The organism is Ponticoccus litoralis (assembly GCF_039769985.1).
In the GTDB taxonomy this organism is placed as follows: Bacteria; Pseudomonadota; Alphaproteobacteria; order Rhodobacterales; family Rhodobacteraceae; genus Ponticoccus; species Ponticoccus litoralis.
The window spans coordinates 2598997-2612876 of sequence record NZ_JBDNCH010000002.1 but is presented as its reverse complement, the minus strand read 5'-3'; the positions used below and the strand labels follow the sequence as shown (position 1 = coordinate 2612876).

Annotated in this window: 5 protein-coding genes and 6 pseudogenes; 5 read left to right on the top strand and 6 right to left on the bottom strand. The window is 69.9% G+C overall.

The genetic code is table 11. The features are described 5' to 3' along the window. Positions 1-15: 15 nt before the first annotated feature. From argF to truA, 3 genes and pseudogenes are all read right to left on the bottom strand, one after another. Positions 16-942, bottom strand: a complete 927-nt coding sequence (gene argF, locus ABFB10_RS14035; protein ID WP_347166983.1) for an ornithine carbamoyltransferase — start codon at positions 940-942, stop codon at positions 16-18. A 77-nt stretch (positions 943-1019) separates the two neighbouring features. Then, positions 1020-2193 (bottom strand): annotated as a pseudogene (locus tag ABFB10_RS14030) (acetylornithine transaminase). A 294-nt stretch (positions 2194-2487) separates the two neighbouring features. Continuing rightward, a complete protein-coding gene (gene truA, locus ABFB10_RS14025) occupies positions 2488-3252 on the bottom strand; it encodes a tRNA pseudouridine(38-40) synthase TruA (RefSeq protein WP_347166982.1) in 765 nt (254 codons plus the stop codon). 239 nt (positions 3253-3491) lie between these two features. On the opposite strand from truA, the pseudogene ABFB10_RS14020 reads away from it, so the two are divergent. From ABFB10_RS14020 to ABFB10_RS14010, 3 pseudogenes are all read left to right on the top strand, one after another. Further along, a pseudogene (locus ABFB10_RS14020) lies at positions 3492-4908 on the top strand (YcjX family GTP-binding protein). A gap of 78 nt (positions 4909-4986) precedes the next feature. Continuing rightward, positions 4987-5268: pseudogene (locus ABFB10_RS14015) on the top strand (GNAT family N-acetyltransferase); the annotation flags it as partial. 181 nt (positions 5269-5449) lie between these two features. Next, positions 5450-6459, top strand: a pseudogene (locus ABFB10_RS14010) (YcjF family protein). 488 nt (positions 6460-6947) lie between these two features. On the opposite strand, the gene ABFB10_RS14005 reads toward ABFB10_RS14010, so the two are convergent. Together ABFB10_RS14005 and ileS are read right to left on the bottom strand one after the other, a co-directional pair. Next, positions 6948-8150, bottom strand: a complete 1203-nt coding sequence (locus ABFB10_RS14005) for an FAD-dependent oxidoreductase (protein ID WP_347168017.1) — start codon at positions 8148-8150, stop codon at positions 6948-6950. A gap of 198 nt (positions 8151-8348) precedes the next feature. Then, positions 8349-11238: pseudogene (gene ileS, locus ABFB10_RS14000) on the bottom strand (isoleucine--tRNA ligase); the annotation flags it as partial. A gap of 416 nt (positions 11239-11654) precedes the next feature. Here ileS and ABFB10_RS13995 point away from each other — a divergent pair. After that, positions 11655-12020, top strand: coding sequence for a hypothetical protein (locus ABFB10_RS13995; RefSeq protein ID WP_347166981.1), 366 nt, complete (start codon positions 11655-11657; stop codon positions 12018-12020). Positions 12021-12403: 383 nt separating this feature from the next. Continuing rightward, a complete protein-coding gene (locus ABFB10_RS13990; RefSeq protein WP_347166980.1) occupies positions 12404-12898 on the top strand; it encodes a histidine phosphatase family protein in 495 nt (164 codons plus the stop codon). A 101-nt stretch (positions 12899-12999) separates the two neighbouring features. Here the strand turns inward: ABFB10_RS13990 and ABFB10_RS13985 are convergent. Then, positions 13000-13603: pseudogene (locus ABFB10_RS13985) on the bottom strand (response regulator). Positions 13604-13880 lie beyond the last annotated feature (277 nt).

Here is a 13880-nt window from a genome sequence, read left to right as displayed (position 1 = left end):
CGGAGGTCTTGCCGCTCAGACGCCCGGGCACCAGCGCATGATCGCCTTCTGCGCGTGCAGGCGGTTCTCGGCCTCGTCCCAGATGACCGAGTTGGGGCCGTCCATGACCTGAGAGGTCACTTCCTCTTCGCGGTGAGCGGGCAGGCAATGCATGAACAGCGCGTCCGGCTTGGCCGCCGCCATCAGCTCGGCGTTCACCTGATAGGGCCGCAGCATGTTGTGACGCCGCTCTTTCGCGGATTGCGCGTCATGCATGGACACCCAGGTGTCGGCGACGATCAGGTCGGCGCCTTCGACCGCCTTCTTCGGATCGCGCTCGATGGTCACGGTGCTGCCCTGCCCGCGCGCCCAGCCGACGAATTCCGGCTCGGGGTCCAGCTGGACCGGCCCCGAGAAGGTCAGGTCGAAGCCGAACTGCCCCGCCGCATGCAGGAAGGAGGCGCAGACGTTGTTGCCATCGCCGCACCAGACCACCTTCTTGCCCGCGATCGGGCCGCGGTGTTCTTCGAAGGTCAGCACGTCGGCCATGATCTGGCAGGGGTGCGTGCGATCCGTGAGACCGTTGATGACGGGAACGGAGGCGTACTCCGCCATTTCCTCGATCACGCTTTCGTCGAAGGTCCGGATCATGATCATGTCGACGTAGCGCGACAGCACCCGGGCCGTATCGGCGATGGTCTCGCCATGGCCAAGCTGCATTTCCGAGCCCGACAGCACCATGGTCTGGCCGCCCATCTGCCGCACGCCCACGTCGAAGGACACGCGGGTCCGGGTCGAGGGCTTTTCGAAGATCAGCGCGACCATGCGCCCCTCCAGCGGACGGGTGTCGTCCGGGGCGCCGCGCGGGCGGCCCTGACGCGCGTCCTTCATGGCGCGGGCATTGTCGATGATGCCGCGCAGATCGGCCTTGTCGGTCTTGTGAATGTCGAGGAAGTTTTTCATTTCAAAGCTTTTCTTTTTTGCCGAGGGACGGGGGCCCTGCCCCCGCACCCCCGAGGGTATTTGGGCCAAGAAGAAGATCAGGCCGCAACGGCGCTGGCGGCCTTGTCGAGGCGGGTGACGGCCTCGGCGATTTCGTCTTCGGTGATATTGAGCGGCGGCAGCAGGCGCAGCACGTTGTCGGCGGCGGGCACCGTGATGACCTCGGCCGCGTAGCCCGCCTTGACCACCTCGGCGACATTGGTCCGGCACTTCAGGCCCAGCATCAGGCCCATGCCGCGCACGCCCTCGAAGACCTCGGGGTGGGCGGCGACGAGGCCCTCGAGCTTCTGGCGCAGGAAACCGGCACGCTGGCGCACGGCGTCGAGGAAGTCGTCGTTGCCGATGCGCTCGATCACGGCGAGACCCAGCGCGCAGCCCAGCGGGTTGCCGCCATAGGTCGAGCCGTGGGTGCCCGCGACCATGCCGCTGGCGGCCTCTTCGGTGGCCAGCACCGCGCCCAGCGGGAAGCCCCCGCCGATGCCCTTGGCCGACATCATGATATCGGGTGTGACGCCCGCCCATTCGTGGGCAAAGAGCTTGCCGGTCCGGTACGACGCCGCATTGCACCTCGTCGAGGATCAGCAGAACGCCTTTTTCATCGCAGAGCCGGCGCAGGTCCTTCAGCGACTGGTCGGGCAGGACACGGATGCCGCCTTCGCCCTGGATCGGCTCGATCAGGATGGCGGCGGTCTTGTCGGTAATCGCGGCGGTCAGGGCCTCGTGGTCGTCCCGGGGCAGATGCACGAAGCCCGGCAGCACCGGTCCGAAGCCGCCGACCATCTTCGGCGCGCCCGAGGCGGCGATGGCCGCCGAGGACCGTCCGTGGAAGCAGCCCTCGAAGGTCAGGATCTCGACCTTCTCCGGCTTGCCCTTGTCGTGCCAGTACTTGCGGGCCATCTTGACCGCCAGTTCGCAGGCCTCGGTGCCCGAATTGGTAAAGAAGACCGTGTCGGCGAAGGTCCGTTCGACCAGCGCATCGGCCAGCGCCTGCTGGCCCGGGATCTCGTAGAGGTTCGAGACGTGCCAGAGCTTCTGCGCCTGCTCGGTGAGCACCTGCACCAGTTCCGGCGCGGCATGCCCCAGCGCGTTGACGGCGATGCCCGAGCCGAGGTCGAGGAATCGGCGCCCGTCCTCCTCGATCAGCCAGCAGCCTTCGCCCTTCACGAAGTGAAGCGGCGCACGGTTGTAGGTGGGCAGAACGGAGGCGATCATAGAGGTATCCTCGGGAAGTGAAGAGGCCCGATTGGTGGCAAGGCACCGGGGCCGAGTCAAGGTTTTAGGGGGGTTGCAGACGCAGAGAGAGATCGCGGCCCCGGATCGGGGCGCGGCAGGGGGCGAGGTCAGGCTCGTCGGATGCGGATCACGTGCGTCATGACCCGCAGATTGCGCAAAACGGCGCGCAATGCAAGAGGCCAGAGCGGCGGCACCCGGCCCTGCGGTGAGATCGGGGCGGACAAGCACAGCCCGGGGCGCGGCACCGCCGGAGTGGCCTCTGGCCCCGGGGCCTCAGAAAACCGGGTCGGGGTAGCCCACGCCGGTCAGGTACAGCCCGTGCGGCGGGCAGACCGGGCCGCAGGCCGCACGGTCCCGCGCCGCCAGCGCCTCGCCGACGCGGGCGGGCGGCCAGGCCCCGGCGCCGACCCGCTCCAGCGTGCCGACAATGGAACGGACCTGGTTGTGCAGGAAGGACCGCGCCCGCAGCGAGAACCGGATTTCCGGCCCCGCCGCGCCCTCGATCTGCTCGATGCGGATCTCGTCCAGCGTCTTCACCGGAGAGTGCGACTGGCACATGACCGAGCGGAAGGTGGTGAAATCATGCTGCCCCACCAGGAAGGCCGCCCCGGCCCGCATGGCCTCGACGTCCAGCGAATGCATCACCCGCCAGACCTGCCCGGTTTCCAGCGTTGCGGGCGCGCGGCGCATCAGCAGCCGGAACAGGTAGCGCCGCTCGACCGCCGAGAAGCGCGCGTGCCAGTCGTCCGGGACCGCCCGGCAGGCGCGGATTGCCACCGGGGCTGGCTTCAGGTGGTGGTTCAGCGCCTCCGACAGGCGGAACGGGTCCCAGTCCTTGACCATGTCGCAATGGGCCACCTGCCCGCGCGCATGGACCCCCGCGTCGGTGCGGCCCGCCGCCGCGATGGTATGGGCGCGCGGCTCCAGTCGCGCCAGCGCGGCCTCGATGGCCCCCTGAACCGAGGGCTGGTCCGCCTGTCTTTGCCACCCGGCAAAGGGACGACCGTCATATTCCACAAGAAGAGCATAGCGGGGCATGGCCGGGCCTTACCCTGACGCCCGCGCCCCCGCAACTGTCTCGGGCGGCCCGGGGTGCCGGACCCGGGGGGCAGTCGCCGCACCTCCGGCCCCGTCCTCCCCCGCGCCGGAGGCCGGGCCTGTCCCCCCTGCCCCCGCCCCGTCCCGACGCGCCGATCGGCCCGGCCCGGGCGCCAAAGCCTTGAGGCCGGCCCGCCTAGGCCCTAACTGTTTCCCGCAAGCGCAAGGAAAGGCCCCTCATGGTCATTGGCACCATCGCCGACACCCTCACCCGCGGCGTAGAGAACGTGACGGGCACGCTCTCCGAGGCCTTCCTCGAGCCGACGCTCCGGCTGGGCGTCACCGGCCTGTCGCGCGCCGGCAAGACCGTGTTCATCACCTCTCTGGTAGCCAACCTGATGGACCGGGGGCGCATGCCCGGCCTCGTCGCGCAGGCCGAGGGCCGCATCCTCTCGGCCTTCCTGCAACCGCAGCCCGACGACACCCTCCCGCGCTTCGATTTCGAAACCCACCTCGGCGCCCTGACCGCCCGCGCGCCGCATTGGCCCGACAGCACCCGCGCGGTGTCGGAACTGCGCCTGTCGCTGCGCATCCGGCCCAATGGCCTGCTGTCCGGCCTGCAGGGGCCGCGCACGCTGCATCTGGATATCGTCGACTACCCCGGCGAGTGGCTGCTGGACCTCGGGCTGATGGAAAAGTCCTTCAGCCAGTGGTCCGAACAGATGCTGACCCGGCTCGAAACCCGCCCCGGCGGCCCCGCCCTGCTGGAACGGCTGAAGGCCACCGACAGCGCCGCACCGCTGGACGAGGGCACCGCGAGGGCGCTGGCCGAGGCCTATACCGCCCAGCTGCACGAGGCCCGCGAGGCGGGCTTCTCCGACTGTTCCCCGGGCCGCTTCCTGCTGCCCGGCGAGCTCGAAGGCTCGCCGGTGCTGACCTTCGCGCCGCTGCCGCCCAATGCCGAGGCCGGGCGCCGCTCGCTCTGGCGCGAATTCGAACGCCGCTTCGACAGCTACAAGACGCGGGTGGTGAAACCCTTCTTCCGCGACCATTTCAGCCGCATCGACCGGCAGGTGGTGCTGGTCGATGCTCTCGGCGCGATCCACGCCGGACCGCGTGCGGTCGAGGATCTGCGCCAGACCCTGACCGATATCCTCACCGCCTTCCGCCCCGGCGGCAACGCCTTCCTCAGCCAGCTTTTCCTGGGCAAGCGGATCGAGAAGATCCTCTTCGCCGCCACCAAGGCGGACCACCTGCACCACCTGCAACACCCCCGCCTGACCGCGATCATGGAGGCGCTGACCCGCGACGCCCGCGACCGCGCCCGCTTTGCCGGGGCCGAGACGCAGGCCTTTTCCATCGCCGCCCTGCGCGCCACGACAGAGCAGATGATGGACCACGGCGGGCAGACCCTGCCCTGTGTGCGTGGCACGCTACTGGACACGAGCAGGCAGGCCGCCTTCTACCCCGGCGCCCTGCCCGAGGACCCGAACCACCTGCTTGGCCCCGCCCGCAAGGGTGCCCGAGGCATGGCTCGACGGCGACTACTCGGTGATGCGCTTCGCGCCCGCGCCGCTGACGCTGAAGGCGGGCGAAGGCCCGCCGCATATCCGCCTCGACCGCGCCGCGCAGTTCCTGATCGGCGACCGGCTATGAACACCGCAATCCTTCGCCGCGCCCGGCCCACCGATGCGGGCAGGCTGGGCGCCATGATCACCCAGGCCGCCCGGGCCAATGCACTGGAAGCCACGCCTGCACAGCGGCGCCGAGGACATCGCCCATGCCGCCCAGATGATCGACCGCGGCTGGGTCACCGTGGTCGAGGCCGAGGGCGAGCCGCTGGCCTTCCTCGCCCGCGAGGGCAGCTATATCCACGCCCTCTTCGTCGCCCCCGACGCGCAGGGCTGCGGCCTTGGCCGGGCGCTTGTCGCCGACGCCAAGGCCCGGACCGCGCGCCTCGACCTCTGGACCTTCGCCGAGAACCACGGCGCCCGCCGCTTCTACCGGCGCGAAGGCTTCACCCGCATCGCCCGCCCGCCCGCCAGCGACGAAGGCCTGCCGGAAATCCACCTCACCTGGACGCGCGACGCCGGGGCTTCTTCTGTCCGGAAGTATCCCGGGGGCGCTCCGCAGGGCGGGGGGCAGAGCCCCCTCCCCGAGCCGCCTGTCCCGCCTCCCTCAACGAAGGGCACGACGCATGACCAACCCGCCCAAAGGCCCCGTCCTCTTCGACCTCGACGAGACCGACAGCGCCCCCGGCCCCTCCGAGGCGCCGCCGGTCCCCGAACCGCATCTGGACCCGCCGCGCGGGCAGGCGATGCAAAGCGTCGCCGCCCTCACCGCCCGGCCCGGCTCGGCGCTGGCGCGCTGGTTCTGGCGGCTGCTGCTGGCGCTTGTGGGCACCTTCGCCTCCATCGCCGCGTGGAATGTCGCCACCGGGCTGATCGCCGCCAACCCGATCCTGGGCTACGCGGTCACCGCGCTGATCCTGGCCTTCGTCCTGGTCTGCCTTGCCATCGCCATCAAGGAAATCGCCGCCTTCTCGCGGCTGGCGAAGATCGACCGCCTGCATCACGCCGCGCAAGAGGTCCTTGCCGCCGAGGATCTGGCCGGGGCCCGCGCCCTGACCGACGACCTCGTGACCCTCTACAAGGCGCGCGAGGACACCCGCTGGGGCCGCGCGCAGCTGGCCGAGCGGCGGGACGAGATCTTTGACGCGGCAGGCCTCGTGGCCCATGCAGAAAGCGCGCTTCTGGCGCCGCTCGACAAGCAGGCCCGGCGCGAGGTCGAGGCCGCCGCCCGGCAGGTCGCCACGGTCACCGCGCTGGTGCCGCTGGCGCTGGCCGATGTGGTCGCGGCCCTGACCGCCAACCTGCGCATGATCCGCCGCATCGCCGAGATCTACGGCGGCCGCTCGGGCACGCTGGGCAGCTGGCGCCTGACCCGCGCCGTCATGTCCCACCTCGTGGCGACCGGCGCCGTTGCCGTGGGCGACGACATGCTGGAACCCATTCTGGGCGGCGGGCTGCTGGGCAAGCTCTCGCGCCGCTTCGGAGAGGGCATGGTCAATGGCGCCCTCACCGCCCGCGTCGGCGTCGCCGCGATGGAGGTCTGCCGCCCGCTGCCCTTCACCGCCGCCCCCGACCCTCGGTCCGGGGCATCATCCGCTCGTCGCTGAGCGGACTGGTGGTGACGGAAAAGGGATAGGACGCCCCCTGCGGCCAAGACACCGTTGCCCTGCGGCACACGCGGCGCAGCCGTGTGACAGGCGGCCCCGGATCGCCGGCGGGACGCTCTGGACCGGTGAGGGCCGGACACGCCGGGCACTCCGACGCCGGTGGGGTTACCGCCAGCGCAGCAGCCCCTGCAGGACGCCCCCGGACTGCTCTCCGTTGGACAGCGACCCCAGCGGCGGCGGCAGGTCGCCGCAGACCAGCCCGTTCAGCCCCCGGAACAGCCTCGCGGCCCCCTCAGGACGGGCCCGACCGTTCTCCGTTTGACAGCGCCCCCAGCGGCGGCAGCAGGTCGCCACAAACCAGCCCGGTCAGCCCCCGGAACAGCCTCGCGGCGCCCGCAGGACGGGCCCGACCGTTCTCCGTTGGACAGCCCCCGGCGGCGGCGGCAGGTCGCCACAAACCAGCCCGGTCAGCCCCCGGAACAGCCTCGCGGCGCCCGCAGGACGGGCCCGACCGCCCTCAGTTGGACAGCGATCCCAGCGGCGGCAGCAGGTCGCCGCAGACCAGCCGGGTCAGCACGCCCGGCAGCGGTGACACCTGCGACAGCGGAAACAGCACCCGGTCGCGCAACAGCGGCAGCACGCGGCTGTCGGACTGGTACTGAGAGGTGAACAGGCGGCTCATCCCCTGATAGCCGCGCACGTGCCAGCGCCGGGCCTGCGCGTACCAGCGGGCCGCAAGCGCCACGTCGCCCTGCGCCCGCTCCAGCGCGCGGGCCAGCGCCCAGGCGTCCAGCAGCGCCATATTGGCCCCCTGCCCCAGCTGCGGGCTGGCGCGATGCGCGGCGTCGCCGATATGGACCAGGCGCCCGCCGTCCGACCAGGGGCGGCGCAGCGTACCGTGGGAATAGCGTGCCATGGTCATCTGCGCCGGATCGGTGATCTGGGCGGCGAAGGGTGCGTATTCGGGCCAGAGCGCGCTGGCCTCGGCGCGCCAGGCCTGCAGCCCGGCGGCACGCCAGTCGTCCTGCGCCCCGGCGGGCAGAGACCAGAAGATCGCGCATTTGCGCGCCTCCCCTCCCGGCAGATGCCCGACCGGCAGCACCCCCAGCATCCTGTCGGCCCGGCGATAGACCTGCCGAAGCTCGTTGTAGGGCAGCGTCGTGGTGTCGGGCCAGTCCACCGTCGCCCACAGCGCGCCATAGCTCAGCGCCCGCGCCCGCATGGGCGACAGCACCGACCCGGCGCCGGAGGCATCGACCACCAGATCGAAGGGCCCGTCCTGCCCGCCCGGCCCCTCCGGCCCGGCAGCAAACCGAACGGCGCCCGCCTCGACGGCTGTCACCCGATGGCCGGGCCGGATCTCTGCCCCGGCAGCCGTGGCGGCGTCATGAAGGACATCGAAGAGCGCCGCGCGGTGCATCGCCAGCCCGTAGCGCGGCACCCCGGGCGCGTCGTAACTGACGTCCAGCACGCGGCGACCGCTGTCTGCGTCGCGGCCCAGCATGCGGTGCACCTTGGCGCCCCGGCGCCGGGCCGTGTCGCCGACAGAAAGACCGTCCAGCACCGCCTGCCCGACCGGCTGGATCACCAGCCCCGAGCCCACCGGCGCGGGCGCGTCGAACCGGTCGAAGACCACGACCCGGTGCCCGGCGCCCGACAGCGCCGCCGCCGCAGCCAGCCCACCAATCCCAGCGCCCACAATCGCGATCGTCAAAGTCATCTCGCCCCCGCCTATGGGGGCCAGAGTCTCACCCGGACTCCCGTTAGCGCAAGCGTCAAAGGGACGCAGGCCCCCACCGGGGCGGCCCTGTCGGCCCCGGACGCTGGCCACGGCGCTGCCGCGATGCCGATCCCGCAAAGGACAACGCCCCCGCCGGTTCGGGCGGGGGCGTGTCGGTGTGGTCGGCTTTACTGGCCCGAGGGCCTCGTCGCAGCGCTTGCAGGTGCCGGGGTGCCTGTGCGTGCCCACGTCCGGCAGGATCTTCCAGCAGCGCTGGCACTTCTCGCCCTCGGCCTTTTCGAAGACCACCGTCACCCCGTCCACTTCCGGCAGGCGGAAGGCCTCGGCGGGCGAGGGATCGCCGGTCAGGCACACGTCCGAGGTGATGATGATATCCTCGAAGGCGGTGGTCTTCAGCGCCGCCAGCATGTCGGCCTCGCGCACATGCACCACCGGCGCCGCCTCGAGCGAGGCGCCGATGACCTTGTCGACCCGCTGCACCTCCAGCGCCGCCGTCACCGCGCGCCGGGCGCGGCGGACCTGCGCCCATTTGGCGGCCAGCGCCTCGTCTTTCCAAGCTGCGGGCGTCTCGGGGAAGTCCTGCAGGTGGACGGATCCCTCGGGGAAACGCTCCAGCCAGACCTCTTCCATGGTGAAGACGAGGATCGGCGACAGCCATGTGGTCAGGCGGTGGAACAGGATGTCCATCACCGTCCGGGCTGCGCGCCGCCGCGCCGTGTCGCCGTCGCAGTAAAGCGCGTCCTTGCGGATGTCGAAATAGAAGGCCGACAGATCCAGCGTGCAGAAGTTGAACAGCTGCTGGAAGACATGCTGGAAGTCGAAGCGCGCATAGCCCTCGCGCACCACCGCGTCCAGTTCGGCGACCCGGTGCAGGATATAGCGTTCCAGTTCCGGCATGTCCGCCGGTTCGACCCGCTCTGCCTCGTCGTAATAGGCCACGGCGCCCAGCAGGTAGCGCATGGTGTTGCGCAACCGGCGATAACCGTCGGCCACGCCCTTGAGGATCTCGGACCCGATGCGCTGGTCGGCGGTGTAGTCGGTCTGCGCCACCCAGAGCCGCAGGATATCGGCCCCGTATTGCTTGATCACATCCTCCGGCGCCACGGTGTTGCCGAGCGACTTGGACATCTTGTTGCCCTTCTCGTCCAGCGTGAAGCCATGCGTGACCACGTTGCGATAGGGCGCGCGGCCCGTGGTACCCACGGACTGCAAGAGAGAGGAATGGAACCAGCCGCGGTGCTGGTCGGTGCCTTCCATGTAGACATCGGCGATGCCGTCCTCGGTGCCGTCGGGACGGTCACGCAGCACGAAGCTGTGGGTCGAACCGCTGTCGAACCAGACGTCGAGCACGTCGAAGACCTGATCCCAGTCGTCGGCGTTATAGTCGGACCCGAGGAAACGCTCCTTGGCGCCCTCCATGTACCAGGCATCGGCGCCCTCGGCCTCGAAGGCCTCGTTGATGCGGGCGTTGACGGCTTCATCGCGCAGCAGGAAGTCCGGGTCGGTCGGCAGCGCACCCTTCTTCGTGAAGCAGGTCAGCGGCACACCCCGGGCGCGCTGGCGCGACAGCACCCAGTCGGGCCGCGCCTCCATCATGGAAAACAGGCGGTTGCGGCCCGATTGCGGCGTCCACTTGACCTTGTCGATGCAGGTCAGGGCACGGGCGCGGATGGTCTCGCCGTTCTGGTCCTGACCGTCGCCCACCGGCTTGTCGATGGCGGCGAACCACTGCGGCGTGTTGCGGAAGATCACCGGCGCCTTGGAGCGCCACGAATGCGGGTAGCTGTGCTTGATCTTGCCGCGCGCCATCAGCCCGCCGACGGAGGCGAGCTTGTCGATCACCGCCTTGTTGGCATCGCCCTCGCCGCCCTTGCGGTTCAGGATGTATGTGCCGCCAAAGAACGGCAGGTCGGCGCGGAAGCCGCCGTCGTCCATCACGTTGTAGGTGATGACCTGTTCCAGCATCCCCAGACCACGGTAGAGTTCGTATTCCTCCATCCCGTGCGAAGGCGCGCAATGCACGAAGCCGGTGCCCTCTTCGTCGGTGACGAAATCGGCGGCGCGGAAGTCGCGCGGCTCGTCCCATTCGCCGTTCGATCCTTCGGCGCCCGCCAGCGGGTGGGCCAGCGACAGCCCGGCCAGTTCATCGGCGGGCACGTCGCGGACGCGGCGCCACTGGCCGTCCTCCAGACGTGCCTTGGCAAAGGTCTGCCCGGCCAGCTTGTCGGCGAGGATGAAGCGTTCACCCACCTCCAGCCAGCATTCGTCCGGCGTGCCGGTGACCTCGTAGAGGCCATAGGAATAGTCGGCGCCGTAGACAACGGCCTTGTTGGACGGGATGGTCCAGGGCGTCGTGGTCCAGATCACCACCTTGGCCCCGGCAAGCGCACTCTCCCCCAGCACGGCGAACTTCACCCAGATCGTGAAGCTTTCCTTGTCGTGGTACTCGACCTCGGCCTCGGCCAGGGCGGTCTTTTCGACCGGAGACCACATGACCGGCTTCGAGCCCTGGTAGAGCGTGCCGTTCATCAGGAACTTCTGGAACTCCTCGGCGATCACGCGCTCGGCGTGGAAGGCCATGGTCAGGTAGGGGTCGGCCCAGTTGCCGGTGATGCCCAGGCGCTTGAACTCTTCGCGCTGCACGTCGACCCAGCCCTCGGCGAACTTGCGGCACTCCTGCCGGAAGTCGACGACGTTGACCTCGTCCTTGTTGCGGCCCTTCTTGCGGTACTGTTCCTCGATCTTCCACTCGATCGGCAGGCCGTGGCAGTCCCAGCCCGGCACGTAGCGCAGAATCGTGGCCCATCATCTGGTGCGACCGCACGATCATGTCCTTGATCGTCTTGTTCAGCGCGTGACCGATGTGCAGGTGGCCGTTCGCATAGGGCGGGCCGTCGTGCAGCGTGAAGGGCGTCCGGCCCTCCTTCTCGCGCAGGCGGTCGTAGATGCCGATCTCTTCCCAGCGCGCCAGCCAGCCGGGCTCGCGCTTGGGCAGTCCCGCCCGCATGGGGAAATCGGTCTTCGGCAGATTGAGGGTATCTTTGTAGTCAGGCGTCTCGGCGCACATGTGCCTTGTCCTTGGAAACGGAAGTCTTGTCAGGGGGTGCGTGCGGCGCGGTATCCCATACGCCTTGTCCCGGCAGTCTGAGCGTTCAGAGTGCCGGGCACGTAATTCGAATGATGAAAGCCGTGGGGGTCATCATGTGCCGCCTTATAGGCGGTGCGGCGCCAAGGGTCCAGAGACCACGAAAAGGGGCGGGAACCTGCCGCCCTTCCCGCCCGGACCGGCGAAAACCCCCGGTCGCGCGCCCTGCCGCGGTGCGGCGTGGCCGAAACCCGCGCGGCGCAGGGGCCGCTTCCGGCAAACCGGCACCGATTCCGGCGCCCCGTGGCACCAACCCTTTCGACGGCGCGTTTCATCGGCATGTTCAAGGCACCGGCGCCGGAGGCCATGCCAGCGCGCCCGACAAGAGGAAAGAGACCATGACCTATCAGACCCACGATCCCTACCTGCAACGCCACGATGCCCGGCTGGAGCAGCAGGACGCCACGGGCGCCCGCTTTCCGACGACGCGCTCGAACACCGGCACGGCCATCGGCCTTGCGGTGGCGCTGGCCCTGCTGGTCGGGCTGGGGGTGATGCTGTCGCTTGGCCCCGACGCCACGACCACCCCGGTCGACGCACCGGACGGCCCCGCCGTCACGCAGCCGATGGCGCAGGATGGCATGGTTCCGGCACCGGCAGGCCCTGCCGCCAACCCCGACAATACCATCACCCCGAGCCGCGCCGGAGGCAGCAGCCCCCGCTGCTCCCGCCGCCACCGAATAACGGCAGCGGCACCTCCATGACGGCCCCGAACGGCGCGCCTTCCCCCGGGCGCGCCGTTTTTGGTCGGTCCCTTGAGCGCCCGCCTTTCAGGGGACAGCGGCGGATCGGTCAGAGCGGCCCGAGCCGGGCCTGACACGCCCGGGCACAGGCCAGCACGATGCGCCCCACAGGCCGATGCGCCGCGCACCGGCATCGCGGCGCCTGTCTTGCAGCGGACCAACGGAAGGCCGTCGCCCTTGACGGCCCCGGGGCCGTTGCCCGCGCATGCGATCCCGCCCTGTCAGGCGCAGATCAGCCCCCGGGATTGGCGCGATGCGCAGGCCCCGCCACGGAAACGCTGAATTTGTTGCGTGAAACGAAGGATCATGGGTAAGCTCTTCCCCATCCCATCCGGAGAGCGCCCATGTTCCGCCGACACCTCCTGCTGACCGCACCCGCCTTCATTGCGCTGGGGGCCTGCACCGGGGGACCGCTTGGGCTGGCCATGGCGCCGAACTCGGTTCTGATCGTGACCCGCCACGCCGACCGCGAGGGCGAGGATCTGACCGCCAAGGGCCGGCAGAGAGCGCGGGCGCTGGTTGCGGCGCTGGACGGGATGCCGCTCGACGCGATCTATGCGCCCGGCATCAAGAGGAACCTCGACACCGCCGCCCCGCTGGCCGCCGCCCGGGGCTTTGCGGTGCATCGCATCCCGCAGGAGGCGCCGACCGCCGCGCTGATGCAGGCGGGGGCCGGGAAATCGGTGATCTGGATCGGCAACAAGGGCAATATCGCGACCATCTGGGAGGATCTGGGTCTCTCCGATCCCGCGCCGCTGGCCTATGGCGACCTGCACATCCTGCGCAGCGACTCCGATGGCGGGCTGACCCTCGACCGCCGCCGCTACGGCCCCGACTGAGGCCGCATCGCTGGTCGTCACCGCCCCGAAAGCCCCGGCGCCACCGGCGCAGGCAGGGCCGCACCGGCCCCCCGCCCGGCTCTACGCCCGGCCTGCGGCGCTCAGGCCAGCCCCCGGTCGCGGGCGATCATCGCCGCATGGGTGCGGTTGCGCGCTGCCAGCTTGCGCGACAGCGTCTTGACGTGCAGCTTCACCGTGACCTCCTGAAGGTCGAGGTCGCGGGCGATTTCCTTGTTGGCCTTGCCCGCGCAGATCCCGCGCAGCACCTCCAGCTCGCGCCGGGTCAGCGGGCCGCCCTTGTCCGCGGGCTGCTGCTGAAGGAATTCGACCGGCACGTAGGTTTCCCCGGCGGCCATGAAGCGCGCCGCGCTCAGCAGCGAGCGCGCGCTGAGGGTCTTGGGGATGAAGCCCTGCGCCCCTGCCTTCAGCGCCGCATCGGCGATCTCGCGCGTGGCGCTGCCCGACAGGATCGCCACCGAGTCGCCCGGCGTTCGCCGCCTGCATGCGCGTCAGCCCGTCCAGCCCGTTCATGCCCGGCATATTGTAGTCCAGCAGGACAAGGTCGAAGCTGCCGGTCTCTTCGACCACCTGCACGGCCTCGTCGAGGGTGGCGACGGTCTGCACCTCCTCGATCTCTGTTCCGTTCAGGTAGGCGGCAATGGTTTCCCGCACCAGATCGTGATCGTCCGCCACGAGTATCCGCATAGTGTTCGTCCTGCTTCCCGCTCTGTCCGGGCTGCGCCGCCTTTCCAGCATATTCCTCTCCAAAACACGAACCGTCCGGGCGTCGTCCACCTGCCGGTGCGGCAAAGATGTGCCCTTTCGGGATTAAGGAGATGTTTAAACTGTCAGGGCATCTCGGGCAGAAATCTGCCGGCTTCGCATGTTCGTCCCGGGATGTAGCACCCCGCCTGCCCGTGCGAAAGCACACTATGCCCTGTCGGCGCAACATGTTGTAAAACGGGGGTCGTTCCGCACGCGC